General features: G+C 40.4%; 22 protein-coding genes. 19 read left to right on the forward strand and 3 right to left on the reverse strand.

The annotated features are described in order from the left end of the window. Positions 1-12: 12 nt before the first annotated feature. Both ACFQ19_RS09830 and ACFQ19_RS09835 read left to right on the forward strand, forming a co-directional pair. On the forward strand, positions 13-591 hold the full coding sequence (locus ACFQ19_RS09830; RefSeq protein ID WP_379591903.1) for a ComE operon protein 2: 579 nt from the start codon (positions 13-15) through the stop codon (positions 589-591). Continuing rightward, complete coding sequence (locus ACFQ19_RS09835; RefSeq protein WP_379591904.1) at positions 588-2,879, forward strand: DNA internalization-related competence protein ComEC/Rec2; 2,292 nt, start codon at positions 588-590, stop codon at positions 2,877-2,879. Before ACFQ19_RS09830 ends, ACFQ19_RS09835 begins: the two co-directional genes overlap by 4 nt. A 78-nt stretch (positions 2,880-2,957) precedes the next feature. On the opposite strand, the gene ACFQ19_RS09840 is transcribed toward ACFQ19_RS09835, so the two are convergent. Continuing rightward, a complete protein-coding gene (locus tag ACFQ19_RS09840) occupies positions 2,958-3,092 on the reverse strand; it encodes a YqzM family protein (RefSeq protein ID WP_379591905.1) in 135 nt (44 codons plus the stop codon). Between the two features lie 330 nt (positions 3,093-3,422). Here ACFQ19_RS09840 and holA point away from each other — a divergent pair, with 330 nt between their 5' ends. After that, positions 3,423-4,427, forward strand: coding sequence for a DNA polymerase III subunit delta (gene holA / locus ACFQ19_RS09845; RefSeq protein ID WP_379591906.1), 1,005 nt, complete (start codon positions 3,423-3,425; stop codon positions 4,425-4,427). Positions 4,428-4,705: 278 nt separating this feature from the next. Here the strand turns inward: holA and rpsT are convergent, their stop codons facing one another. After that, on the reverse strand, positions 4,706-4,963 hold the full coding sequence (gene rpsT, locus ACFQ19_RS09850; RefSeq protein ID WP_379591907.1) for a 30S ribosomal protein S20: 258 nt from the start codon (positions 4,961-4,963) through the stop codon (positions 4,706-4,708). A gap of 260 nt (positions 4,964-5,223) precedes the next feature. On the opposite strand from rpsT, the gene gpr reads away from it, so the two are divergent. The 12 genes from gpr to ACFQ19_RS09910 all read left to right on the forward strand — a co-directional run bounded on the left by gpr (position 5,224) and on the right by ACFQ19_RS09910 (position 20,695). After that, a complete protein-coding gene (gpr, locus tag ACFQ19_RS09855; protein WP_379591908.1) occupies positions 5,224-6,324 on the forward strand; it encodes a GPR endopeptidase in 1,101 nt (366 codons plus the stop codon). Positions 6,325-6,495: 171 nt separating this feature from the next. Further along, a complete protein-coding gene (locus ACFQ19_RS09860; protein WP_379591909.1) occupies positions 6,496-7,614 on the forward strand; it encodes a stage II sporulation protein P in 1,119 nt (372 codons plus the stop codon). A gap of 11 nt (positions 7,615-7,625) precedes the next feature. Further along, positions 7,626-7,931 carry a hypothetical protein gene (locus ACFQ19_RS09865; protein ID WP_379591910.1) on the forward strand — a complete coding sequence of 102 codons (306 nt, stop codon included), beginning with the start codon at positions 7,626-7,628 and terminating at the stop codon, positions 7,929-7,931. A gap of 927 nt (positions 7,932-8,858) precedes the next feature. Then, positions 8,859-10,667, forward strand: coding sequence for a translation elongation factor 4 (lepA, locus tag ACFQ19_RS09870; RefSeq protein ID WP_379591911.1), 1,809 nt, complete (start codon positions 8,859-8,861; stop codon positions 10,665-10,667). A 180-nt stretch (positions 10,668-10,847) separates the two neighbouring features. After that, entirely contained in the window at positions 10,848-12,020 is a 1,173-nt protein-coding gene (gene hemW / locus ACFQ19_RS09875) for a radical SAM family heme chaperone HemW (protein ID WP_379591912.1), read from the forward strand. A 148-nt stretch (positions 12,021-12,168) separates the two neighbouring features. Beyond that, positions 12,169-13,200, forward strand: coding sequence for a heat-inducible transcriptional repressor HrcA (hrcA, locus tag ACFQ19_RS09880; protein WP_379591913.1), 1,032 nt, complete (start codon positions 12,169-12,171; stop codon positions 13,198-13,200). 103 nt (positions 13,201-13,303) lie between these two features. Next, positions 13,304-13,867: a nucleotide exchange factor GrpE gene (gene grpE, locus ACFQ19_RS09885; RefSeq protein ID WP_379591914.1), complete on the forward strand. Its 564-nt coding sequence runs from the start codon at positions 13,304-13,306 to the stop codon at positions 13,865-13,867. 39 nt (positions 13,868-13,906) lie between these two features. Then, positions 13,907-15,754 (forward strand): molecular chaperone DnaK, encoded by a 1,848-nt coding sequence (gene dnaK / locus ACFQ19_RS09890; protein WP_379591915.1) that lies wholly within the window; start codon positions 13,907-13,909, stop codon positions 15,752-15,754. A gap of 204 nt (positions 15,755-15,958) precedes the next feature. Continuing rightward, a complete protein-coding gene (gene dnaJ / locus ACFQ19_RS09895) occupies positions 15,959-17,089 on the forward strand; it encodes a molecular chaperone DnaJ (protein ID WP_379591916.1) in 1,131 nt (376 codons plus the stop codon). 477 nt (positions 17,090-17,566) lie between these two features. Then, on the forward strand, positions 17,567-18,508 hold the full coding sequence (gene prmA / locus ACFQ19_RS09900) for a 50S ribosomal protein L11 methyltransferase (RefSeq protein ID WP_379591917.1): 942 nt from the start codon (positions 17,567-17,569) through the stop codon (positions 18,506-18,508). A gap of 17 nt (positions 18,509-18,525) precedes the next feature. Next, the gene (locus ACFQ19_RS09905; protein ID WP_379591918.1) at positions 18,526-19,293 is read left to right on the forward strand and encodes a 16S rRNA (uracil(1498)-N(3))-methyltransferase; all 768 of its coding nucleotides are present in this window, start codon (positions 18,526-18,528) and stop codon (positions 19,291-19,293) included. 196 nt (positions 19,294-19,489) lie between these two features. Further along, the gene (locus ACFQ19_RS09910) at positions 19,490-20,695 is read left to right on the forward strand and encodes a Bcr/CflA family efflux MFS transporter (protein WP_379591966.1); all 1,206 of its coding nucleotides are present in this window, start codon (positions 19,490-19,492) and stop codon (positions 20,693-20,695) included. A 403-nt stretch (positions 20,696-21,098) separates the two neighbouring features. Here ACFQ19_RS09910 and ACFQ19_RS09915 read toward each other — a convergent pair whose 3' ends face one another. Next, complete coding sequence (locus tag ACFQ19_RS09915; RefSeq protein WP_379591919.1) at positions 21,099-22,505, reverse strand: catalase; 1,407 nt, start codon at positions 22,503-22,505, stop codon at positions 21,099-21,101. Positions 22,506-22,732: 227 nt separating this feature from the next. Between ACFQ19_RS09915 and ACFQ19_RS09920 the strand changes: the two genes are divergently transcribed. The 4 genes from ACFQ19_RS09920 (at position 22,733) to ACFQ19_RS09935 (ending at position 26,400) form a co-directional block, all read left to right on the forward strand. Next, the gene (locus ACFQ19_RS09920; RefSeq protein WP_379591920.1) at positions 22,733-23,524 is read left to right on the forward strand and encodes a MerR family transcriptional regulator; all 792 of its coding nucleotides are present in this window, start codon (positions 22,733-22,735) and stop codon (positions 23,522-23,524) included. Further along, positions 23,517-24,452 carry an ABC transporter ATP-binding protein gene (locus ACFQ19_RS09925; RefSeq protein ID WP_379591921.1) on the forward strand — a complete coding sequence of 312 codons (936 nt, stop codon included), beginning with the start codon at positions 23,517-23,519 and terminating at the stop codon, positions 24,450-24,452. The genes ACFQ19_RS09920 and ACFQ19_RS09925 overlap by 8 nt, the downstream gene beginning before the upstream one ends. Then, positions 24,449-25,219, forward strand: a complete 771-nt coding sequence (locus tag ACFQ19_RS09930; RefSeq protein ID WP_379591922.1) for an ABC transporter permease — start codon at positions 24,449-24,451, stop codon at positions 25,217-25,219. The genes ACFQ19_RS09925 and ACFQ19_RS09930 overlap by 4 nt, the downstream gene beginning before the upstream one ends. A 101-nt stretch (positions 25,220-25,320) precedes the next feature. Then, the gene (locus ACFQ19_RS09935; RefSeq protein WP_379591923.1) at positions 25,321-26,400 is read left to right on the forward strand and encodes a hypothetical protein; all 1,080 of its coding nucleotides are present in this window, start codon (positions 25,321-25,323) and stop codon (positions 26,398-26,400) included. Positions 26,401-26,693 lie beyond the last annotated feature (293 nt).

Here is a 26,693-nt window from a genome sequence, read left to right on the forward strand (position 1 = left end):
GAGGTAATGATTATGGAGAGAATTGCTTGGAATCAGTATTTTATGGCGCAGAGTCATCTTTTAGCTTTGCGAAGTACATGTACGCGCTTGATGGTCGGTGCGACAATTGTTCGTGATAAGCGTATTATTGCCGGCGGTTATAATGGCAGTGTTTCTGGTGATGTGCATTGTATTGATGAGGGCTGTTATGTCATTGATGGGCATTGTGTACGGACGGTACATGCTGAAGCAAATGCGTTGCTTCAGTGTGCCAAATTTGGCGTGCCGACGGAGGGTGCAGATATTTATGTTACACATTTTCCTTGTTTGCAATGCTCAAAACAACTCATACAAAGCGGCATAAAAAACTTATACTACGCAGAAGATTATAAGAATCATCCCTATGCCGTCCAATTATTTGAACAGGCCGGAGTCCGCACGCAAAAGGTGCCGTTGGTAGATGCTATGGTGGATACAAAGTTTGAGGAAAAGAATGCTTTTGTACAGGATCTGATGGAAAAGCTGGATACCGCAAATTTATCTCCTGATGAAAGGGAGAAAATAAAAGCAGATGCCTCGCGGCTATTTTTTAGTGAAGAGAACAAATCGTGAGGGGATACTGGCATTTTCCTGCCATTGCATCTGTATTAGCCATTTTATATCATTTATTGGATATGAAATGGCTGCTCCTGCTTTTTATCCTATGGCTCTTGTGGCTAAAGTTTCTTAAAAACATGAGCACCCTTGTCTGTCTGCTGACACTCCTCAGTTTTACCACTTTTAACTATATGATTCCCGAAGTTCCCCAGACGGCATTTGAAGAAGATGCCGTGCAAGCGGAGATGAACGGTAAGATTGAAGGGGAAGTAAAAATCAGCCCCGAACAAATCCAATTTACACTCGCTCCATCACATCATTCTTCCAAACTTTTGGTTACGTATTTTCCTGAAAAAGATGAAAATTATCGTGAAATTCCTCTCACACATTCCCTGTTTCACGGCTCCATATGTACCCTCCAGCAAAGTATTGAAATCCCGCCTTCCAATACAAATCCCGCCCAATTTGATTTCCGCCAATTTTTACTGAAAAAACAAATTACTCATCAGGCTGTGTTAGAAGACATGAATGAAATAGAATGTACCTCGGAAAAAGGCGTGTTTCCTTTTTTGTATAAATTGCGGACAAATTTATTGAGTCAGATGGAAGATGCATGGAGTGCGGATACATCTCCATGGATTCATGCTATTGTGCTTGGAGATACCTCATCGATGGAAGAATCCGTGACAGAGTTATTCCAGCGATTTGGTTTATCGCACATCATTGCTATCTCTGGCACGCATGTGACACTGGTTATTGCTTTTTTATATTTGATTTTAGTAAAAGGGAATATCATGACCAAAGAGAAAACACAGATCCTGCTTATTTTGTTTCTTCCGATTTATTCCATATTAGCTGGTGCTAATCCGCCTGTTCTCCGTGCTGCTTTGATGATGGCGGTTGTTTTTCTTCTTCAAAAACTGCAATGGAAACTTCCATATTCTGATTTGTTATGTATTATTTTTATGCTGTTTATTCTTTGGGACCCTTATATCATTTATCAAGTCGGCTTTCAATTTTCATTTGCTGTAACCTTTGCCATTCTCTTATCTCAAGAGTGGGTTAGTCGATCAACATCACCTGTATGGAAAGTTTTTCAAATAAGCTTCATTGCGCAAATGGCCATCCTCCCGCTGCAGATTTATTATTTTAATATTTTTCATCCGTTGTCTGTTTTTATAAACTTATTGATTATTCCTTATTTTACCTTCTTTGTTATTCCGCTTTTGTATGCTTTTACCATGCTGCATTTTTTGCCTGCCAGTATGTTAGCTATGTTGGATGACCTCTTTTTATTCATTCATACGAGAGCGTTGCTGTTGTTGGAATGGATTGATAAAACACTGCTTTCACCTGTCTACTTAGATCAGCTTCCCATGTTCGGTGTGATGATTTATTTTGTCTTTTTTTTCTTATTTATGAAATGTGTAGAGCATCGACAGGAGAAATTAGCATGGGCGGCAGGAATTATTTTTATACTCCCGATTTTAATAACTGCGAGCATGCCTTATTTTCAGAAAGAAGGTATTGTGACGATGTTTGATATGGGGCAAGGAGATGCGATTTTAGTGGAATCGGAAAAAAGAGAAGCGGTGGTAATGATTGATGCCGGATCTGCTTTTCATTTTGAAGAGATGGAACCGACACGGGGAGTGTATAAGAATATTATTCGTGCTTATTTTCATCAGCGCGGGATAAAGGAATTGGATGCCATTATTGTGACTCATGACGATATCGACCATTACGGAAGTATCCGCTATATTTTAGAAGAAGTTCATGTTAAAGAGTTAATCGTCAGCCCTTATTTTGATCGCGCTTTATTAGAAGAATTCCAACAGATACAGCCGGATTTAAAAAAGATATATGTGCAAGCAGGAGATGCCCTACAGTTTAATGACGCGCTTTCTTTTCAAGTATTAGCGCCTGACACCGATAAAGGAGATCCGAATGATAATTCGGTTGTCTTATACGCAAATCTGGGGCTGAAGTGGTTGTTTACAGGGGATATCAGCAAAGAGATTGAAGAACAGATTGTACGTAAATATCCGGGACTTCAAGTCGATATTTTAAAAGTTGCTCACCATGGCAGCAGCACATCCACAAGTGAAACATTAATTGATGCTGTCAAGCCGCGTGCGGGGCTGATATCAGTAGGGAGAAATAACCATTATAATCACCCTAATGCAGAAGTGCTGGAAGTGTTGGAAGCTGGTCAAGTCCAAGTGTACCGGACAGATGAGCAGGGATCCATTCAATTTTATTACACGGAAGAGGGAGGAACATTTTCAACCTTTTTACCATAACTTAGAATAAGAAAGTGATTTTTAACAACAAAAAAAGAAGAGATGCCATCCCTTCCTTTTTGACCTTTTCTCTCTTTTTTATTGGCCGATTACGCTGATGGCAACACCAACTCCAAAAATGATAAAGAAAAAGAGAAACGAAAAGGTAAATCCTTTAATGGAGTCTACAACATCGCTGCCTTTGTACTGCGGATCTTTTTCGAAATCGTTCAAGATATACCCCTCCTCTACTCACAACTATAGTATAAATCATCCAAAAGAAAAAATCTACACTCTTTATACGTTTCTTTCCTGATGAATACGACCAATTTTAGCAACAGTTGTCATCTATACTTTTTGCCGGAAAGTGCAAATTATATATAGGCAAATATCGTTCTTAAAATTTGTTTCTAGAGCTTATTTTAAGACGTTTATTATAGATGCTTCATTAGGGAAGAACGCAAAAGTATTGTGTTTCTTCCCTTATTGTTCTTGCGTTTATGTCTGCTTCCATATAGGATAAAAAGAGATGAAATTTTTGCGAGGATAGGAAGCGACATATTCATGATGGATCAAATTACAAAAATTAAAAGCAATCAACTTCAGTCAGTTTACTTTGCTTTCGGAACAGAATCTTTTTTTCTGGAACAATTAAAAAAGCGTCTGGTCAATACAGCGTTAGAAGGGGATAAGACCAATTTGTCCGTTTATGATCTGGAAGAGACACCGATTCAGGATGTTTTAGCGGATGCAGAGACATTTCCTTTTTTCGGCGACCGTAAATTAATATTTGCGATTAATGCTTCGTTTGTAAAAACGAAACCGGATAAAACGCCGTTTGAGCATGATATAGCTTATTTACAGGAATACCTGCAAAATCCGCCCGAATATTCCATTTTACTCATTACCGCCCCTTATGAAAAATTAGATGAACGGAAAAAAGTGACCAAACAATTGAAAAAGCAGACATATGCTGTGGATTGCCAGGCAGTGCAAGAAAAAGATGCAAGAACTTGGATTCAAAGCCTGACGAATTCCTATGGAATAGAAATCGATCGAGACGCAATGGAAATATTAGAAGCAGAAGTATCGAGTAATATTCAGCTCTTGCAAAGTGAAATCGGGAAGCTGGCTCTTTATGTCGGTGAAAACGGTGTTGTTACAAAAGAAGTTGCCCGGCAGCTGGTATCACACACCCCGACCACTACATCCATCGCACTTGTGGATGCTGTTATGAAAGGCAGTATTCAAGAAGCCATTCACATCTATAAAGATTTGGAGAAAATGAATGAAGATCCTATTGCAATGATTGGGTTGCTTGCTTATCAATTTCGGATGATTTTAAGAGTGAAGCAGCTGAAAAAGAAGGGGTATTCGCAATTTCAAATCCAAAAGAATATTGGCGCGCACCCATATGTGATTAAAGTAGCAATGGCAAGGGAAGCAAAATTATCTGAAGAACGTCTGGCTTATATCATTAGCCAGCTTGCAGAAACAGATGCCAAAATGAAGCAAGGGCTAATGGAGAAAGGACTAGCTTTTGAACTCTTGTTAATGGATTTGGTGTAGAATGCGTTACATATTTACTCCATTTACGCATTTTAAAAAATAACTTCCATTCCATAGGAAAAGTGTTTGGTCGTTTCTTTCATCCATCAGTTGATAAATATGGTAAGGGTAAGCGTAAGGCGACCGCTGCGTCGGAAAGCGAAGGACTTGGCCGGAGCGAAAGCTATACACCATACCATGCTTCAAAAATCGAATGATAATTGAATGAAAAGCAATAAAAAAGGTGAAGTATTTACGGTTATTCTCCGTACTTACTTCACCTTTATTTATTCATACGCTTATGCGTTCAATTTTTTTGCTAAACGAGCCTTTTGGCGGTTAGCATTATTTTGGTGGATAACTCCGCTTTGAGCTGCTTTATCAATAAGTTTATTTGCTGATTGATAAGCAGTTTTTGCATTTTCAACCTCGTTTGCTGCTAAAAGTTTCTCCACGCGTTTAATTTCTGTACGCATAGCAGAGAGTTTTTTATGGTTGCTAACTCGTTTCTTTTCGTTAACTTCTACGCGTTTTGCTGCAGATTTAATATTTGCCATGTTCATTCACCTCCTAAAAAAGTGTACGATTCGAAAAAACATGTTTTATGATGGTTTCATCCGTGTCTGTTTTATCCGTACGACAAGATGTATTTTACCAAAGCTGTTCTATCTTTTCAATAGTATTATTACGTAACCGAAAAAATAGTATGAAAAAACGAAATGAGCACATGCTAAGTATGTTTAATAATTGAAGTTAAAATTTCTCTTGAAAGTTTTGTAGCCAGTGAAAAGTGATATGGAGAAAGAGGTGTGTTGGGATGGAAAATGCGGAGAATCAATTTCAGGTAAGAACAGATTTAGCAGTGGAAGCAAAAGACATGTATACGGAAAAACAGGAAAATCAAGAAAAACAAGACGTTTCAGGAGTTACATTTAAAGAAACTACAACTAAAGGAATAAAAATTGCTTATGTAACAATTGATGAAACAGGTGCTGAACAAATCGGAAAGAAGCCGGGAAACTACGTCACCATCCATACAGACAGTGTTAAAGCACAAGATACGGAAAAACAGCATCAGGCAGCAAAAATTTTAGCAAAAGAGTTGGAAGATTTAATAAGGAAGCAAGATTTACCGGATAATCCATCGTGTCTGATTGTTGGTTTAGGGAATTGGAATGTAACCCCAGACGCGTTAGGACCGATGACGGTGGAGAAGGTACTTGTAACCAGTCATCTATTTCGCCTGCAGCCAGAATCAGTCGCAGAAGGCTATGCTGAAGTAGCTGCGATGACACCAGGAGTAATGGGTGTTACAGGAATTGAAACCAGTGATTTTATTTTTGGTATTGTCGAAAAGTATCAGCCTGATATGGTTATTGCTGTTGACGCGCTTGCATCGAGATCCATCAGTAGAGTGAATGAAACCATCCAGTTATCTGATACGGGGATTCATCCAGGTTCCGGCGTAGGTAATAAGCGCAAAGAAATCAGTCAACAGACATTGAACATCCCTGTCATTGCTATTGGTGTGCCAACAGTGGTAGACGCTGTAACCATTACAAGCGACACCATCGATTATGTTTTTAAACATTTTGGGAAAGAATGGAAGGAAAAAGATGATCCGTCCAAGTCGTTAACGCCTGCCGGGATGGATTTTGGGTCGAAACAGCTGACAGAAGAAGATTTACCGGGAAAAGAGCAGCGTGAAAGATTATTTGGCATGATTGGAGGCTTATCAGAGGAAGAAAAGAGACAGCTGATTATGGAAGTATTGACGCCAATTGGTCATAATCTGATGGTTACCCCGAAAGAAGTCGATGGGTTTATGCTGGATATGGCTGAAGTGATAGCAAACGGTTTAAATGCAGCTTTACATGAAGCAGTAACAGTTGATAATTTTTCAAGTTATTCAAGATAAATGGATACCTCTATCAAGTCTATTTTTTTGATTGACGCGGTTCTATTTTCTCTACTTTACTCATAGGTTGAACTATAGAGTGATTAGAGAAAGGTGGGATCGTGTTTTTTTATGAAGCGAAATAACTGGAGCAAGATGGTACAAACCTTTTCTCGGCGAAGCGGCCTTTATATGATATTTTTTGTGGGGATATTTCTTTTAATTAGTATATTAACAGCAGTTCAGCCTGCTTATCGATTTTCATCTGATATGCTTAACGGCTGGACGAAAGAAATGGATAGTACGGTTTTTTATCATTTAATTACAATGGAAAATCGCGCATATCAACAGAGTTTTCCGGAAGGGGAAGCGGAAATACCGAAAATGTCCGATGTATTCTTTGAATTGACTTCAAATGTGAGACCGACTGATCCCGGAACACTCTTTGGAAATGAAATCCCAGGATTTTCGATATATGATAATCAATTATTAATGGCAAGTGATAATGATTTCACCCACTTTCCAATAGAATCCAATCCACCATTAGAAGAAGTGTTACGCGAAAGAGAAGCAGTGATGACAGAAGAAGATGAAACCGAAGAGACCGATGAAGCAGAAGAGCCGGAGGAAGAAAATGAAAATGAACAAACAACCGGGGATAGGGATGTTGTGTTTATCTACAATACCCACAATAGAGAGTCTTTTTTACCGCATTTACCAAATGAAACAGAACCTGACGGGGCCATGCATGGGGAAATTAATATTACCAAAGTTAGTGACCACTTGGCAGAAGAACTGGAAAGGCTGGGGATTGGGACACAAGTAGATGATACAGATTTTGGTGAACTTCTGAATGAAAGGGGAATGGATTATCATCAATCTTATGAAGTTTCCCGCGACATTGTCGCTGAGGCAGTAGCAGGTAACCAGGAGATTCAATATGTGTTTGACCTTCACAGAGATGCCCTTAGAAAGGATAAGACAACGCAAATCCTTGATGGAGAAGAGTATGCAAAAATTTTATTTGTGATCGGCACCGGGCATCCGGATTATGAAAAGAACTTGAAAGTTGCAACGGAATTGCATGGATTGCTGGAAGAAGCTTATCCCGGTTTGAGCAGGGGCGTTTTCCAAAAAGATGGATCCACTGGAAATGGCATATATAATCAGGATATGGCAAACAATGCATTGCTTATTGAGTTTGGCGGTGTCGATAATACGATGGAAGAACTGTACCGTTCTGCTGATGCATTGGCGGAAGTGTTCAGCGACTATTACTGGGATGCCGAGGCAGTACAGTCTGATGAATAGGGGGAGAAAGGATGCGAAATATTATAATCTTGTTATTGCTTGTTATCTTTTTTCTTAGCGGGCTTGTCTTCGGGATGCAGAAGAATGAGACAGCTGCACCGACTGCCTCTTCCAGCATACCTTCAAGTGAAGTCGTTGAAGAAGAACCGGTTGAAAAAAAAGAACAGGAAGAAATCATTGTTGCAGAAACGGATATACTGGAAGAAGGAAATTATTCCTTAACCAACCGGGCAGCTGCAGCAATGGGAGGAATTGTTAAGCAATTATTTGAGGTCATTGTCTCCATCATGTATGGAATAGGAAATTTGTTTTTTTAAACGGTTTGAGGCTCAACTAACGCACCTAAGAATAAGCATATAACCCTTGCTGTTCCAGGATAAACATGAACTCTATTATCATACTTGCTTTTGGTTAGAGCCTCCTTCTATTTTTTGAACAGGATAGGCTGTACAGCTACCGCTCCGGTCAAGCCCTCCGCTTTCCATGGGGACGGCTTCAGCTCGCCCTGTTCCCAAAGGAGTCTACGTGGTTGGCCTGCGCTCTAATAGGATGCTACAGCGTTCGGAAGAAATAACATCTTGATGAAGTGAGATAAAATAATCGATGCTTAGCCTAAATAAACAATCGTTCTGGTGTTTTAAATGGTTGATTTAGCAGTTCAAATCATGACAACATAGATCTCATATCGAGAATCCTTTCATGCACAGAAAGGAAAGCTTGCTGAATATTTTTACCAAGCACCACGAAAAATGTGTTCTGTTTGATCTAATTTTATTTGTTCAGCTATTTCACCGGTATAGAATACCCCTCTAGCGGAGGCGGACCGTTTTGACTCCTGAGGGATCAGCACCCTCTGAAGATGCCCTTTTGCCAAGCGCACTTCTTGGCAAAAGTTAGCTGAAGAGCGTGCCCCTAGGCAGACTAAAGTCGCAACGTCCTGTTGCAACGTCTGCACTAGTACGTCCTGTACGTCGGAAAGCAAAACGGTCCGACGCAGCGGTAGCTTAACACCTTACCTTCTCTTCTTCAACTGTATGATAGAAACGATTAATCACTGTTCCTATGGAATGGAAGTTACTTTATTAAAGCGCAAAAGTTGAATTTGAAGTTAATAAACATCCCTTTACTAAGTTAATCATTGAATCTCAAGGCGTCAATTGCTATAATCAAAGCTAGTAATTGACGCCTTTTTTAGATGAAAGGAAATTTAGGTAGTGCAGGAAAAAATTAGGAGTGTGCGCGAAATGACGAATACAAACAGAAACGTCAGAAATTTTTCGATCATTGCTCATATTGACCATGGAAAGTCAACATTAGCAGATCGAATTCTTGAAAATACAGAGACTGTTACAAAACGTGAAATGAAAGACCAGCTGCTGGATGGGATGGATTTGGAGCGTGAACGCGGTATAACCATTAAATTAAATGCCGTACAGTTAAAATATACAAACAACACTGGAGAAGAATTTATCTTTCATTTAATTGATACACCGGGTCATGTTGACTTCACATATGAAGTGTCTCGAAGCTTGGCTGCTTGTGAAGGAGCTATTCTTGTTGTCGATGCAGCGCAAGGAATAGAAGCACAGACATTGGCAAATGTTTATTTAGCGCTGGAGAATGATTTAGAAATTATCCCGGTCATTAATAAAATTGATTTGCCGAGTGCGGATACAGAAAAAGTTAAAAAAGAATTAGAAGATGTATTAGGCATTGACGGGGACGATGCGATTTTAGCTTCTGCCAAATCGAATATAGGGATAGAGGAAATTCTGGAGCGCATTGCAGCAGATGTTCCAGGGCCTCCCGGAGAAGCTGATGACCCGTTAAGAGCATTAATTTTTGACTCGCTGTATGATACGTACCGCGGAGTTATCGCTTATGTCTGCGTGAAGGAAGGTTCAATTAAAGTCGGCGACAAAATTAAAATGATGGCTACAGGTAAAGAATTTGAGGTGAATGAAGTAGGAGTATTCACACCGAAACAGCTCGCCAAAAAAGAATTAACTGTCGGCGATGTTGGCTATTTAACGGCTTCAATCAAAAATGTCGGTGATTCTCGTGTCGGGGATACGATTACAATGGCTGACAACCCGGCAGCAGAAGCGCTCCCTGGTTACCGCCGGCTGAATCCAATGGTATTCTGCGGCCTCTTCCCGGTAGACTCCAATAATTATAATGATTTAAGAGAAGCATTGGAGCGCTTGGAACTAAACGATTCTTCTTTGCAGTATGAACCGGAAACTTCTCAGGCACTCGGGTTCGGTTACCGCTGCGGATTCTTGGGATTACTTCATATGGAGATTATTCAGGAACGGATTGAAAGAGAATTCGGGATTGGTTTAATCACAACTGCTCCAAGTGTTATTTTTGAAGTAGAACTGACAAACGGCGATGTTTTTTCTGTGGATAATCCATCAGCAATGCCTGATCCGCATACGATTGAAGAAGTGCGGGAACCTTTCGTGGAAGCTACGATTATGGTGCCGAGTGATTATATCGGTGCTGTTATGGAAATTGCCCAAGAGAAACGCGGTAATTTTGTAGATATGCAGTATTTAGATGAGATTCGTGTCAACGTAGTCTACCATATTCCGCTTTCGGAAATTGTTTATGATTTCTTTGACCAGTTAAAATCACAGACAAAAGGGTATGCATCATTTGACTATGAATTAATCGGCTATCAGCCTTCCCGTCTTGTTAAAATGGATATATTGCTTAACGGAGAATCGATTGACGCATTATCCTTGGTGGTTCACCGTGATTTTGCGTATGAACGCGGAAAGCAGATTGTAGAAAAGCTGAAAAATTTAATACCAAGACAGCAATTTGAAGTACCGGTGCAGGCAGCGATTGGTAACAAAATTGTAGCGCGGTCGAATATCAAAGCTATGCGTAAAGATGTTACAGCGAAACTTTATGGCGGGGATGTTTCCCGAAAAAGAAAACTTCTTGAGAAACAAAAAGAAGGAAAGAAACGGATGAAGATGGTAGGCTCCGTAGAAGTCCCTCAAGAAGCGTTTATGGCTGTATTGAGAATGGATGAGGATTAATTCGTATACATGACGGCAAAATAGATACTTGCGATACAATGCAAGTATCTATTTTGCCGTCATGATACCACCGTCATTGATCTGGAAATCTGTCTATTGGTATGTTTGATGATAAAGGAAGCTCATTCACCCTGTATAAAAAGGGATACGGGTTTTCAAAAGAGAAAGGAAGTTCAGGCAATGCAAGTTCAGTCAGTATATATTCATATTCCTTTTTGTAAGCAAATTTGCCATTACTGCGATTTTGTGAAGTACTTTTATATGGAGACGAAGGCAGATGCCTTTATAGATGCGTTAATAAAAGAAATAGACACAGCTATTCCTGGAAAAAGAAACGTTTTTCGAACCATTTATATGGGCGGCGGAACACCTACAGCACTGTCGATGGGACAATTGGAAAAGCTTTTTCAATTTTTACAGGCTAAATTTGACCTTGCTGCTTGCGAAGAGTTTACGATTGAAATTAATCCGGGGGATATTGACGCGGAAAAGGCGAGTTTGCTTTATAATTACGGCGTAAATCGAATTTCATTTGGTGTCCAGGTAATGGATGATGCGATGCTTGAAAAAATCGGGCGTATGCATCGTGTGAAAGATGTTTATACGACAGTGGATATTCTCACCCAGGCCGGGTTTAGCAATATTAGTCTGGATTTGATTTATGCTCTTCCGGATCAAAGTGTTGCTCACTTTGAAAATACATTAAAAGAAGCGCTCCAATTTGATCTTCCGCATTATTCCACATATGCATTGCAAATTGAACCCAAAACCGTATTTTATCATAAGCAAAGAAAGGGAATGCTTCATCAGCCGCCGGAGGATGATGAAGTGGAGATGTACCGGCTGCTTCAGGAGTATATGAAAATGCAGGGAGTGCATCAATATGAGATTAGTAATTTTGCCAGACCGGGATATGAGAGCAAGCACAATTTAACCTATTGGAATAATAATTATTATTTTGGTTTTGGCGCTGGAGCGCATGGTTATCTGCCAGGAAAGCGTATGGCCAATTACAAGCCGTTAGGAACCTATATGAGGGAAATCGATCGTACGGGATCGGCAGTTGAACATCTGGAAGAGATAACACTGCAGGATCAGATTGAAGAAGAATTATTTCTGCAGCTTAGAAAAGCAGAAGGGATTAATGTCCAGGCATTTAGGGAAAGATATCAATTGTCGCTGGAAAAATTATTCCGGGAAGAATTGCGTCGGCTGGTGCAAGATAAATTATTAGTGTATCATGATGGAAACTATGTATTGACAAACCAAGGCATGCTCCTGGGAGACAGGGTGTTTCAGCAATTTTTATTACTGGAGAATTTTTCGGAAAAACTGGAAATTGCCCGTGTTTAAGCGCAGTTTCCGTCCCCCACCTTTTTTCATACAAAAGAAAGCATGGCAAAAAGGGAAGACCAAACCGTTTGACAAAAGAAAATGAATTTGATAATTTTATAATAGATTTAGCACTCATAATAAGAGAGTGCTAACAGAGGTGATCATCATGTTAACAGATAGGCAACTTATGATATTGCAGGTCATTATTGATGATTTTATAGAATCTGCTAAACCGGTGGGGTCAAGGGCATTATCCAAAAAAGATACACTGCCTTTTAGCGCCGCAACAATCCGGAATGAGATGGCGGATTTAGAAGAATTCGGTTTTTTGGAAAAAACGCATACTTCTTCTGGACGTGTCCCTTCTGAAAAAGGATACCGTTATTATGTTGATCATTTAATTGGTCCGGATATTCATCAGAATGGACTGGGTATTATTGAAAAATTAACGAATAACGGAATATATGAATTTGAACAGATTGTACAAACGACAGCAGAGGCTCTTTCCGAATTAACCAATTATACGTCTATTATTCTCGGACCGGAAATGTTTGAAACGACAGTGAAAAATATTCAGGTTCTGACGCTGTCTGACCAATCAGCAGTAGCTATTTTAGTTACAAACACCGGACATGTAGAGCACCGTTCTTTCACCTTGCCAACAGGTATTTCATCATCGGATATAGAAAAGCTGGTGAATATTTTAAATGATCGTCTGCAGGGAGTACCGCTTTATCGGCTGCCTGAGGTGATTCAAAATGAAGTAACTTCTTTAATGATGAAATATATGAACGATGTCGGTTCATCCCTTCATTGGATTCGCGCGCTATTTACACAAGAGCAGGCAGTGAAACTTTATTTTGGCGGCAAAGCGAATATATTAATGCAGCCGGAATTTAATGATGTTGATCGTATCCGCTCATTTTATTCCTTGATGGAACGCGAAGATGAAATTGTAAATCTCTTGAAAAACTCCAATCAAGGTATTAAAGTATCTATTGGACATGAAAATGAAGTGGAAGAGATTAAAGACTTAAGTTTGATCACTGCTTCTTATCATATCGGCGGCGGTCAGATGGGCACCATTGCATTGATTGGTCCTACGAGAATGGAGTACAAAAAGGTACTGTCCTTAATGGAAAGCATCTCTAGGGAAATGACTGGTGCAATGGGGAAATGGTATAGTGATAAATCCTGATATGGAGAGAACATTTTTCTCAGAATAAGGATTTTGGTTTTGTATCTATATCTTCTTATGGTATAGTTTTTAATTGGAATTTAGAAAAGAGGTGCTTGAGTAGATGGCAGAGAATGAGAAAAAAGAAGAAGAAGCGCTGCAAGAAGAACAGGAAATTATTGATTCGACAGCTGACGAAACCAATACAGACACTGAAACTGCAGATGAAAATAATGATGCAGAAACACAGGAAGAAACATTGCAAAATGAAAAAGAAGAGCTTGAAAATCGTGTGCTTCGCTTACAGGCAGAGTTTGATAACTACAAACGGCGCACATCTAAAGAGCGCGAAGCAGAACGTAAATACAAAGCGCAGGATATGGTTCAGGAACTGCTTCCTGTGATGGATAACTTCGAACGCGCATTGCAAGTAGACGTATCCGAAGAAAACAAAGGTATCCTGGAAGGCATTGATATGGTATATCGCCAATTACAAGATGTATTTACATCGCAGGGCGTGTCTGTTATTGAAACAGAGGGCGCTGATTTTGACCCGAATGTACACCATGCTGTGATGCAGATTGAAGATGACTCTGTAGAATCTAATAAAGTTGTTGAGGAGCTTCAAAAAGGATATCTTCTAAAAGATAGAGTTATCCGCCCAGCAATGGTAAAAGTTAATAAATAATGAAACAGTGTACAGAAGTTATGAAGGAGGAAATGAAGAATGGGTAAAATTATCGGAATAGACTTAGGAACAACAAACTCATGTGTATCAGTAATGGAAGGCGGCGAGGCAGTCGTTATCCCAAACCCGGAAGGAAATCGTACAACTCCTTCTGTTGTATCTTTTAAAAATGGGGAAAGACAAGTCGGAGAGGTTGCTAAACGTCAGGCAATCACAAACCCGAATACCGTTCAATCCATTAAACGTCATATGGGTACAGACTACAAAGTAACAATTGAAGATAAAGAATATACACCACAAGAAATTTCAGCAATTATTCTGCAACACATCAAATCCTATGCAGAAGATTATACAGGAGAAACAGTAGACAAAGCCGTTATTACTGTTCCTGCTTACTTTAATGACGCAGAGCGCCAAGCTACAAAAGATGCTGGTAAAATTGCCGGCCTGGAAGTTGAACGTATTATTAACGAACCAACAGCAGCAGCGCTTGCATATGGTATTGATAAAGAAGATCAGGATCAGACCATTCTTGTATATGACCTCGGCGGCGGTACATTTGACGTATCTATCTTGGACATCGGCGACGGTACGTTTGAAGTTGTTGCAACAGCCGGAGATAACCGTCTTGGCGGCGATGACTTTGACGAAGTAATTATCAAGCATATGGTAGAAGAATTCAGAAAAGAAAATGGCATTGACCTTTCTAAAGATAAAATGGCAGGACAACGTTTGAAAGATGCTGCTGAGAAAGCGAAGAAAGACTTGTCCGGCGTAGGACAGACACAAATTTCTCTTCCATTTATCACAGCAGGTGATGCAGGTCCATTACACTTGGAAATGACATTAACTCGTGCTAAATTTGATGAGTTATCAACTGAATTGGTTGAGCGTACGATGAAACCGACACGCCGTGCACTTTCTGATGCCGGTCTATCTAAAAACGATATTCATAAAGTTATTTTAGTCGGCGGTTCAACTCGTATTCCATCCGTACAAGAAGCAATCAAGAAAGAATTAGGTCAAGATCCTTCTAAAGGAGTTAACCCAGACGAAGTTGTAGCACTTGGCGCAGCTATTCAAGGCGGCGTACTGCAAGGCGATGTAAAAGACGTATTACTTCTGGACGTTACACCACTTTCTCTTGGAATTGAGACAATGGGTTCTGTATTTACAAAATTAATTGAACGTAATACAACGATTCCTACAAGTGAGTCACAGGTGTTCTCTACAGCAGCAGACAACCAAACTGCGGTAGATATTCATGTCCTTCAAGGGGAACGCGAAATGGCAGCAGATAACAAAACGCTGGGCCGTTTCCAATTAACAGACATTCCACCTGCACCACGCGGAATGCCGCAAATCGAAGTATCTTTTGATATTGACGCAAATGGTATCGTAAATGTGCGTGCAAAAGACTTAGGAACAAATAAAGAACAATCCATTACAATCAAATCTTCTTCTGGTTTATCTGATGATGAAGTAGAACAAATGGTACAAGAAGCAGAAGAAAATGCAGAAGCGGACAAAGCGCGCCGAGAAGAAGTAGAGCTTCGCAACCAAGCTGATCAGCTTGTATTTACAACAGATAAAACATTAAAAGATTTAGGCGATAAAGTTTCTGATGAGGAAAAACAACAAGCAGAAGCTGCAAGAGATGAATTGAAAGAAGCTTTAGAGTCTAATGACCAAGAGCAAATCCAAGCGAAAAAAGATGCGCTGGAAGAAAAAGTTCAACAGCTTTCTGCTAAGCTTTATGAGCAAGTACAACAAGAAGCTCAGGCAAATCAAGGCGGAGAAAATGCTGAAGGACAACAAGGCGATGACGTTGTTGACGCTGATTATACAGAAGCGGATGATGACAACGACAATAAAGAAAACAAATAAATAAATAGACAATTTGTTTAAAGTTACTGAATAAAAGTCAAAGTCAGGATTCTCTTGGCTTTGACTTTTTTACAGAGGACGGCAAGACAGGAATGAGAAAGGTTTGCAGTTGATTTGATTTACAACTGATATTCATTGTTGCCATAGACAAATGAATAATGATATGATTAAACCTATGCAATCAGAGTGTCGGGAGTGAGTAATGTGGCAAAACAAGATTATTATGACGTTTTAGGCGTTGAGAAGGGCGCCTCGAAAGATGAAATAAAGAAGAATTACCGGAAGCTGGCCCGTAAATACCATCCAGACGTGAATAATGAAGAGGGCGCAGCGGAGAAGTTTAAGGAAGTAAAGGAAGCTTATGAAGTTTTAAGTGACGATCAAAAACGGGCACAATATGACCAATTCGGCCATGCTGGTGCACAAAGCCAAGGATTTGGAGGTTTTGGCGGCGGTGGAGCTCAAGACTTCGGCGGATTCAGCGATATTTTCGATATGTTCTTTGGCGGCGGCGGTCGTTCACGTGACCCGAATGCGCCGCAACAAGGGGACGATTTACAATATACGCTGATTCTTGATTTTGAAGAAGCCATTTTCGGAAAAGAAACGGATATTGAAGTACCGCAAGAAGAAGAATGTGATACCTGTCATGGTTCAGGAGCGAAACCGGGCACAAAACCGGAAACCTGCTCGCATTGTCATGGATCAGGCCAGTTAAATGAAGAGCAGAATACGCCGTTTGGCCGTGTCGTAAATCGTCGTGTTTGTCATTATTGTAATGGCTCAGGTAAAATTATTCCTGATAAATGTGAAACATGCGGCGGTGCTGGCACAGTGAATACCAAGAAAAATATCCACATTTCTATTCCGGCAGGGATTGATGAAGGTCAGCAAATCCGCGTTGCCGGCAAAGGAGATGCAGGGAAAAATGGCGGCCCGGCAGGCGATTTATTCGTAGTCATTCGTGTCCGCAGACATGATTTCTATGTGCGGGAAGGCGACCATATTTTCTGTGAATTGCCGCTCACCTTTGCGCAAGCTGCTTTAGGTGATGAAATTGAAGTTCCGACTGTACACGGCAAAGTTAAATTAAAAATTCCAGCTGGTACACAAGCAGGAAAAACGTTCCGCTTGAAAGGAAAAGGTTCACCAAACGTTCATGGAAGAGGACATGGCGATCAGTATATTAAAGTAAAAGTAATGACGCCAACCAATTTATCAGATAAACAAAAAGACTTGTTACGTCAATTTAATGAATTAGGTGGAAATGAATCCACAGATGAACAAGAGGATAGTATTTTCCAACGTTTCCGTAAAGCGTTCAAAGGTGACTAATCAGAGACCCCTCCAGCTTGTAGTTTTGATGATGTTTTCAGATAAGCAAGCTGGAGGCATCTCTGTTTACATAGATAAAATATAAAATTTTTGGATGAAATTATGTTTATTCAGAAATAGCCACATCCAGCTCCAAGCGCCAAACTTTAGAGATTTCACGTCGCGCCCTACGATAAAGAAGACTTAGCGATTGGCAAGCCGACAGGCGCGGTCAGAGCCGTAGTCGCACTTTCATCGACTAAGAACGGTCACGTCCTGTGACCAACGTCGATACTAGGACGTCGTGTCCGTCGTGCTCTGCGGGTATAAGTCAACATCGGTTCGTTACCTCACCGTGTTTCCTTTATCTCAGGAAGTGAAGGAAGTTCGACCAAGGTCGAACCACCCCCAAAGACCGGGGGCGCAATCTCTACGTTTTTAAACGGGCGCTTTGCGCTTTTAGCTTATAGATATATCAAAAAAACGGCGGTGTTCTATATGAAATGGTCAGAGATTACCATTCTTACAACAAACGAAGCAGTTGAGCCTATTTCGAATATTTTGCATGAAACAGGTGCAAGTGGATTAGTGATTGAAGATCCACTGGATCTGGAGCATTTTGAAGGGGAAGGTTTTGGAGAAGTAGTGGAACTGGATCCTGATGATTACCCGGAAGAAGGGGTTCGTATCAAGGCATATTTGCCGATGAACAGCTTTTTAGGCGAAACGGTGGAGGAGATTAAACAGGCAATCAATCAGTTATTGCTGTATGACATTGATTTAGGGAAAAACCAGGTAAGCCTGAGTGAGGTGCATGAAGAGGAATGGGCAAGTGCGTGGAAAAAATACTATAAACCCGTTAAAATATCCAATCGTGTTACCATCACGCCGACTTGGGAAGATTACAAACCGGTATCGACGGATGAATTAATTATTGAGCTGGATCCGGGCATGGCTTTTGGAACAGGCACCCATCCGACAACGGTATTGAGTGTGCAAGGGTTGGAAGCTTATGTGCAGCCGGGCGATAAAGTCATTGATGTGGGCTGTGGATCAGGCGTCTTAAGTATTGCCTCGGTAAAACTAGGCGCAGCATCCGTACAGGCTTTTGATTTAGATGATATAGCTGTGAAAAGCACAAATGTAAATGTGAAATTAAATCAACTTCAAAGCCAAGTGACGGCGAAACAGAATAATTTGCTTGATGGTGTAGAAGAACAGGCAGATGTCATTGTATCCAATATTCTTGCTGAGATTATTGTCCGTTTTGTAGAGGATGCATATAAAAATCTTCGCCCCGGCGGCTACTTTATTACTGCCGGAATTATTCAGAAGAAAAAAGAATTTGTCCGTGACAGTTTAGCAGAGGCAGGATTTGACATTATTTCTGTCAGTGAATTGGAAGATTGGATTTCTATTATTGCCGGAAAACCGGAATAAAAGCAGGTGATGGAAGCATGCAGCGTTATTTTATTTCGAAAGAACAAGTGACAGATCAGACTGTCAAAATTACAGGTGAGGATGTACATCATATAACAAAGGTGATGCGTAATAAACCAGGTGATGAAGTCATTTGTAATACGGATGATGGATATGCGGCACGTTGTAAAATTATCGAAGTACATGATATAGAAGTACAGGCAGAAATTGAAAACTGGCTGAATGAAACTGCTGAACTACCAGTGGAAGTAACGGTTGCTCAAGGGATTCCTAAAGGAGATAAATTTGAATGGATTCTGCAAAAAGGAACAGAACTGGGTGCAGCAACATTTATTCCGTTTGCTGCGGATCGGTCTGTTGCCAAATGGGATGACCAGAAGTTTTCCAAAAAGGCAAAGCGTTTCCGTAAAATTTTGAAAGAAGCCAGTGAGCAGAGCCATCGCAACCGGATTCCTGAACTGTCTCCTGTCATGCAGTTGAAAGCATTAATAGAAGAAAGTGCGTCTTATACCGTAAAGCTGTTTGCATATGAAGAAGAGGCAAAAGGAGATATTGAAGAACGTTCAACTTTTGCCGCTGCATTGAATAACTTATCTGACGGTGACCGTGTCTTGCTGGTTATTGGTCCAGAAGGCGGTATTTCTGAACAAGAAGCAAAGTTGCTGAAAGAAGCAGGTTTCCAGGCAATCCGGCTTGGAAAGCGGATTTTGCGCACAGAAACAGCAGCGCTATATGCGTTGGCTGGTATTTCTTATCAAATGGAAGAGTTGAGATTGAAAGTGTAGAAGGTAAAAACAGCCGCAATGAGGTTGTTTTACCTTTTTTTAGCGAACAGAGAACAAACTTATTTACGAGCAGGGGAACCAGTTGATTTACATAGAACCTGATGTAAATCAAGATTCTCACTATATAAAGAGATTGAGTGACATACTCTGACGCTGTCAGGAGGGATATGGATTGAAATCTGAAAGTGAAACAACGATACAACATAACCCGACAGGAGCAACTCGGGTGGGACTGGCTCTACTTCTCGGGCTGCTTGCTTTTTTAGGTCCGCTTAATATAGATATGTATTTGCCCAGTTTTCCCGAGATTACACAAGATTTAGATACTAGTGCCACGCTTGTGCAGGCGAGTTTAACAGCGTGCTTGCTGGGGCTTGCAATCGGGCAATTATTTGCCGGTCCTATCAGTGATGCACAGGGCAGAAGAAAGCCGTTATTGATTGCTACCTTTTTGTTTGCATTGGCTTCTCTCCTCTGTGCTATAGCTCCGAATATTATCATGTTGATTGCGATGCGGTTTTTACAGGGATTAACGGCTTCAGCCGGCGTGGTGCTTTCCCGTGCAGTGGTGCGGGATGTTTTCAGCGGGCAGGCGCTGACAAAGTTTTTTTCATTGTTAATGGTAATTAATGCCGTTGCGCCGATGATCGCACCGATGATTGGCGGTTTTATTCTGGCATTTGAATCAACGAGCTGGAAGAGTATCTTTTACTTCTTGAGCATTGTCGGTTTGCTGATTGTTATCATTGTAGCGATGAAGTTGAAAGAAACCCTGCCGCCCCATAAGCGGATTCCGAGTTCAGCAGGAGCTTCGGTAAAAACGATGGGCAGCTTGATGAAAGATCGTTCCTTTATTGGCTATGCTTTGGTTGTCGGTTTTATCCACGGCGGCAGCTTTGCTTATGTGTCCGGAACTCCGTTTGTTTATCAAGATATCTATGGTGTATCCCCACAGGTATTCAGTGTGTTATTTGGTATCAATGGGCTGGCGATTATAACAGGCAGTTTTATTATCGGGCGCTTCAGCGGCATCTTTCCAGAAAAATCGATGCTGCAAACAGCTGTTATTACAGCACTCAGCGCTACGTTTTTATTACTTATCATGACAATCATCGAAGGGCCTTTGGCTGCGATTGTTATACTTATTTTCATTTATATGACGACGATGGGCATGGTATTAACGAGTACGTTCACATTGGGAATGGCTAAACAGGATAACCGTGCGGGAAGTGCGAGTGCTATCTTAGGCATGCTTCCATTATTACTCGGTTCTATCTTTTCACCGCTTGCAGGTATTAATGAGGCTTCAGCCGTTCCGATGGGGATGATTTTATTTGTAACAACACTCATTGGTTTTATCTTTTTCTTTACACTTGTGAAAAAAGACGAAGTAAAAGCATGATAAAGGTTCGTTTGAATTATTTTTGAGTCAACACCAAAATCAATGGTTGAAATAAGGGATTGAATATGGTATTAACATCTAGATAGCGGAGGAAGAACACGGAGACCCCTATGGGAACAGGGCGAGCTGAAGATCCACTTGAAAAGCGGGCTTCTTTTCAAGTTAGCTGAAGCCGTCCCCATGGAAAGCGTAGTGTTCTTCCGCAGCGGTCGTTACTCTTAAAATTTAATTTGTCAACCATAGATTTTGATGAAGAGCCTTATTTTTAAGCTTATTTTTAAGCTATTTTTAAAAATAAAGTTAAAAAGAAGAAGTGCGCATTCTGTCTCATCAGGTGCGCACTTCTTCTTTTTGTTTCAGGCAGTTCTCCCATTTGAATCGCTTTTGCTGGTATATGTGTGAACTACTGCCGTAATCCGGCTGATACACGCTCGCCAAGTTCCTGGGAAGCAAGGGAAAAGTAGTGAAGGCTCTGCCGCTGCAAATTCCGATCTACACCTGTTAATGCACCAACAAGATTCGAAACAAGGTGCGATTTTCCGGTCTGTGATAAGGATTGATAAAACTCTCCCGCCTGCGAAAAATCATCTTGCTTGGTGATATCTGTACGAACGAGTTGCCCTTCTACATAAGTGCCTTCCCCACTTGTCTGTAAATCATTCGGCTGCCAATGTTTTTGCGCGTTTACCGGCACATCGCGGAATCGCGGACCAATACGATAACGCTGTGAATCCCAATAGATATTCGAGCGTCCCTGCAAGATTCTGTCATTGGACAATTCTGCGCCATCTAATAGGTTCGATGGGGAGAATGCAATCTTCTCTACCTGCTCCATGTAGTTATCCGGATTGCGATTCAAGACCATTTTTCCGACCGGATGAGGCGGGAACATCCTTTCATCCCACACTTTTGTATCGTCAAGCGGATCATATGGAAGTTGCTCTGCTTCCCTCGGATCCATCATTTGTACGTATAATCCGTATTCAACGGTTTCTCCGCTTGCGATCGTTTGAAAAAGGTCTTCGCCGGAATAATCCGGATTGATGGCAGCAAGTTTTTCTGCCTCCTCATTTGTAATGTATTCCACGCCATCAAATGGAATCCAAAGATATTTAATGTAGCGGCGTCTGCCTTCTGCATTTCGCCAAACGTACGTACTGACACTGTGGCCTGGGATGTGACGAAAGCTTTTAACTGTGCCGTGATCGGAAAACAGCCGAACAAAAAAGTGCGTAGATTCCGGCGTGCTGGCGACAAATCGCCAAAGTCGGTTCGGATCCATCAAATTATTTTTCGGTGATGGTGCCATAGCTTCCACACTTTCTGCAAAACGTCTCGGATCCCGCAAAGAAAAGATAGGAAGATGATTACAGATCAAATCAAAGATGCCATCATCTGTATAGAACTTCGTTGAAAACCCGCGCACGTTTCGCAGCGTATCTGGCGTACCTTTATTGCTCGCTCCGAGGGAAAAACGGACAGCGACCGGAACAGTTTGACCAGCTTGCTGAAGAAAGGGGAGTTTGGTGTATGCGCTCATGCTGTTGAATGTTTCAAAATAACCGAAAGCACCATACCCTTTCACGTGCAAAGGCCGTTCCACTATTTTTTCGTGAACAAGGTTCTCCAGTGATTCATGCAAGATACTGTCTTGCTCCAATATCGGGCCATTTTTGCCAACTGTCTGTGAATAAAGTGCCTCTGGGTTATTCATCTGTTGAGGCTGACGATTGGCATGTTTGGTTGCTGCCTCTGTTTTACGAACAGGAATGCGCCTTCCTTGTTGTGGATGTTGGTTGTTATCGCTCATTATTTCCTCCTTATGAAAAATGTTCTACCTTATATGGTTATGAAGGAGGTTTGTATCAATATGCATTATTCATAAAGAAGATTTAGGTGTATGAAAGGTGCTTTTAGTAAAAATATCAATTAAAAATGGATTTCTTTATCAATGTGTTGATGGAAATCATTTTTTTATTCATTCTCTTGAAGGTGACGTAACGTAATATGGTTTAATAATGAATAGGAGGTGCTATCGTGAAAAATGAAAATAAATTTTCCATCGGAGAAATCTCCAAGCTTACTGGGGTCACCGTCCGGACATTACAATATTACGATAATATTCAATTAGTGCCATTACAAAAAAGCGAAACAAGCAAACGGAGATATTATACAGAATCCGACTTAACCCGGCTGCAGCAAGTTCTGTTCTACAAATCTTTAGGGTTAAAAATTAAAGATATCGCAACATTATTAGAAGAGACTTCCAACGCGGAGCAGCTTCGGAATGTATTAGAAAAGCAGCGAGACATCTTTTACTATAAACTGCATGATATCAAAAGCAACATTGCTATGATCGAAACGAGTTTGGCCGGAATGGAAGAAAATGATGCACTTCCTTTGGGAAATCTGGTGCAATTAATGATTTCTTTAAATAAGGATACGGTTTATCAATATAAAGATGTTCCCTTTGATAAAAAAGCAGAAGATACTTTTATAGAGCATTATCAGAACCAAGAAGCAGTTATAGAAGTTTATTGGGACTGGAAAGCACTTATCCTGGAAGCTGTTGCGCATATACTCCATGATATCGAGCCGGAGAGTGAACAGGGACAGGACTTTGCGAAAAGGTGGATTGAGATGGTAGTAAGTATTACAGACGGGAGCAAGGAGTTACTCAATGTATATAAAGATTCTTATAAAAATCGGGAGCAATGGCCAATGGAGGACCAGCAGCTGATTGATTTCACGAATACGTTTATCGATAAGGCGGTAGACCACTATTTATCTGCAGGCAAGGCAGACGTTTGGAGGAATCACAATGATTGAAATGAATCATTTAACGAAAATCTTTAAGGGTACCATTTCTGTGAATCAATTGTCGCTGACTATTCAACCAGGTGTTGTGACTGGATTTTTGGGACCGAATGGGGCAGGGAAATCAACGACGATGAAAATGATTTTGGGATGCATGCATCCGAGCGAAGGAAGTGTAACGATTGATGGGCAGAACTATAAAAATTTGAAGCGTCCAGTTTCTAAAGTAGGAGCCTTCATACATGCAGATGCAGTCAATCCCAAATTAACAGCAAAACAGCATTTAGAAATCATCGCTGCAGCAAGCGGTATTTCCGGGAAGCAAATACAGACAATGCTTGCGGAAACGGGATTGGAAAATGTAACAGATAAGCCAATTGGCACATTCTCATTAGGAATGAAACAACGTTTAGGAATTGCCACAGCTCTATTAGGTGATCCGGAAACAGTTATTTTAGATGAGCCATTTAATGGATTGGATGTAGACGGTATTCATTGGCTGCGTGCGCTAACGAAAAGACTGGCACGGGAAGGAAAGGCAGTACTTGTCTCCAGTCACCTCATGAGCGAAATGCAAATGATAGCCGACCGGATGATTATTCTGGCACAAGGAAATTTAATTGCGGATATGGCTATCGATGAATTAGCACAAAACAGTCTCGGTTCCTTTGTCAAAGTATCATGCGAAGATAATGACAAATTACAAGTCTTTCTAACGAAAAAAGGGGCAGAGGTGAAACAGGCGGAAAACGGCGAACTGCATGTTTACCAATTAGGCAAGGAACAAATTGGAATGACAGCAAAGGAAGCGCAGTTGGCTTTATATGAATTAACGAAAGTACAGCCTTCCTTAGAAGATTTATTTGTAGAATTAACAGAAGGCAAGGCAGATTATGTGTCAACAGATAACCTTCTGACAAAAGGTAGGGAAACACCATGAGAAACATTATTCAAGCGGAATATAAAAAGATTTTCTTTATTCGTTTTTCGAAAATGTATTTGCTTTTCACCATTGGAATCAGCTTAGCCCTCGGATTTATTTTTGCTGTGACTACCAATGTGACGCAGGGAACAGCGATCACAGATTTATCCGTCATGGAGGTCGTATCAGCAAATATGTTAGGTGTGGATCTCGCCAGTATCCTATTGATCGTTTTTACAGCGTTAACGATATCCAAGGAGTTCACTGCAGAAACGATTTACACTACGTTAGCAGTTGTTCCGAATCGGAAACAGTTATTTTTAGGGAAATATATTATCTTTTTCCTGTTATCCATAACCGTGAGTATCCTGATGGCAGCTCTCACATATCTGAGTAGTCAACTCATTCTAATGGCCAATAACATGCCGCTCGCCAGTTTAGCAGATACAGACATCCAGCAATTTGTTTTGGGTGTTCTGCTGATGCCGATATTTTACTGCCTGCTTACTGTTGCGGCAACGTTTCTTTTCAAAAGCAGCGGCGGAGGGATTGCTTTTTCTATTATTATACTGGCCATTCCCGCACTGATTAGTATGTTTCCGGGGGCAATTCAGCAAGTGTTGCTACCAGTCATGCCTCAGTCGGCAATACACAGCTTGTCTGGCACAACCGGGGCGGAATCGTTTGAAACAACGGCTGCATTTACTAGTGTCAGCATACTGATTCTCTGGCTGGTAATCACTTCTATCATAGCTGTTTTATCCTTTCAAAAAAAGGATTTTTAATCGATCTTGCGAATGTTCATTTAGCAAGAGAACATTTTTAATACGTGTTGTCATGCGTGAAGAACGATGATAGTAAAAACTTATTTCATATGGAGAGAACAATGAATATTAAAAAGATGTATTTATTTTTAGTGAATATACTGCTTCTATTCTTTCTGATTTTTTTGCTTTCCGTACAGCAATTAAACATATATGCAGTCATCTACGCTGTTTCGGCAGCACTTCTGATTTGCCATCTTTGGCTATCGCAGAATAAAAAAACAACAAAAATTATTTTCACAATCATTTATTTACTGATCATGTCTGCGCAGCAGGTATTTAATACGTTATTTGTATTTTCCGGTACAGATGCTGGTATCGTATTTCTCATGAAGAAAATAACTGCTGTGATCTTTATGCTGGTTCCTTTTTGTGTGTTGTATGTTATGTATCTGTATACAATACAAAACGTCTTTTCCCAATCTGTAAAAGATGCTGCAACCATCAGTTTTAACACGATGAAAGAAATGCAAAAAAGTGCTGTCAGTTTGGGGGACAAATTGAAAAAAGGCAGAAGCTCATTATCCAGGGAAAATTTAAATGAAATCATGGAAGATATTCCAAGACACAGCTATACGAAGTATGTAAATAAAAATTCCTTAACCGATGCTTTCTTTGAGGAGTGTCAGCGAAGTTTAGCGGATGAGCATTTGTATATCGTTATTTCAAGTACCGGAAGTCCTGCAAGCGAGCTAATCGCTGTTTTTACGCAAAAAGTATATAATCATGTTTCCATCAGTTTTGACAGAGACTTAAAAACCATTGTGAGTTATAACGGTGGAGAAAAAATTTCCCCGCCCGGTTTGAATCAAGAGCAGGTAGCAAAATTTCACAAAAAGGATGACGCTGAAATAATCGTTTACAGTCTGAAGGTTTCCAAGGAACAAAAGCAAATGATTATAGATAAGGTGAAAGAAATTAACGACACGGGCAGTGCCTATAATTTTGTGGGACTGGTTACAAAATTCTCCGTCCGTCCCAATATTATGTTTTGTTCCCAGTTCGTATATAATATGTTGAAGGTGGCCGGATTGGAATATTTCCAGAGCCCCGCTACTAAAATAAAACCGACGGACTTCGTGGAGAAAGATTATTATAGAAAATTGGCGTTTTGTTATCGTATCAAATTTAATGCGCTGTAATACTTCATGCAAATTACATGACATTTCACAAGTTGGTTAATTTATTTTCATTTCAATAGTATGATTCTGAATCATTTGTTATAATCTGTGTGAAATATATTTATTATTTGGAGGTAATCGTCATGGGAATGACATCTATTGCTGTTGTAGATAACCGTCTCTACTTCTAGAAAATATGTAATAACTTAATAGGAGGGACGAGATGGGAATTTGTAGTATTGCTGTTGTTAGAACGTTCATTATAAACCAAGAAAAATACAGATGGTTATAATGAACGGTGGGTAAAGTTTGTT

The organism is Oceanobacillus locisalsi (assembly GCF_042675985.1).
Lineage (GTDB): Bacteria > Bacillota > Bacilli > Bacillales > Amphibacillaceae > Oceanobacillus > Oceanobacillus locisalsi.

Coding starts and splice junctions, on each gene's coding strand:
- ACFQ19_RS09905 (WP_379591918.1), top strand. CDS start 18,526: ATGCAGCGTTATTTTATTTCGAAAGAACAAGTGACAGATCAGACTGTC.
- ACFQ19_RS09865 (WP_379591910.1), top strand. CDS start 7,626: ATGCGAAATATTATAATCTTGTTATTGCTTGTTATCTTTTTTCTTAGC.
- ACFQ19_RS09915 (WP_379591919.1), bottom strand. CDS start 22,505: ATGAGCGATAACAACCAACATCCACAACAAGGAAGGCGCATTCCTGTT.
- gpr (WP_379591908.1), top strand. CDS start 5,224: ATGGAAAATGCGGAGAATCAATTTCAGGTAAGAACAGATTTAGCAGTG.
- ACFQ19_RS09860 (WP_379591909.1), top strand. CDS start 6,496: ATGATATTTTTTGTGGGGATATTTCTTTTAATTAGTATATTAACAGCA.
- ACFQ19_RS09925 (WP_379591921.1), top strand. CDS start 23,517: ATGATTGAAATGAATCATTTAACGAAAATCTTTAAGGGTACCATTTCT.
- holA (WP_379591906.1), top strand. CDS start 3,423: ATGATGGATCAAATTACAAAAATTAAAAGCAATCAACTTCAGTCAGTT.
- ACFQ19_RS09930 (WP_379591922.1), top strand. CDS start 24,449: ATGAGAAACATTATTCAAGCGGAATATAAAAAGATTTTCTTTATTCGT.
- grpE (WP_379591914.1), top strand. CDS start 13,304: ATGGCAGAGAATGAGAAAAAAGAAGAAGAAGCGCTGCAAGAAGAACAG.
- lepA (WP_379591911.1), top strand. CDS start 8,859: ATGACGAATACAAACAGAAACGTCAGAAATTTTTCGATCATTGCTCAT.
- ACFQ19_RS09935 (WP_379591923.1), top strand. CDS start 25,321: ATGAATATTAAAAAGATGTATTTATTTTTAGTGAATATACTGCTTCTA.
- ACFQ19_RS09830 (WP_379591903.1), top strand. CDS start 13: ATGGAGAGAATTGCTTGGAATCAGTATTTTATGGCGCAGAGTCATCTT.
- hrcA (WP_379591913.1), top strand. CDS start 12,169: ATGTTAACAGATAGGCAACTTATGATATTGCAGGTCATTATTGATGAT.
- dnaK (WP_379591915.1), top strand. CDS start 13,907: ATGGGTAAAATTATCGGAATAGACTTAGGAACAACAAACTCATGTGTA.
- rpsT (WP_379591907.1), bottom strand. CDS start 4,963: ATGGCAAATATTAAATCTGCAGCAAAACGCGTAGAAGTTAACGAAAAG.
- prmA (WP_379591917.1), top strand. CDS start 17,567: ATGAAATGGTCAGAGATTACCATTCTTACAACAAACGAAGCAGTTGAG.
- hemW (WP_379591912.1), top strand. CDS start 10,848: ATGCAAGTTCAGTCAGTATATATTCATATTCCTTTTTGTAAGCAAATT.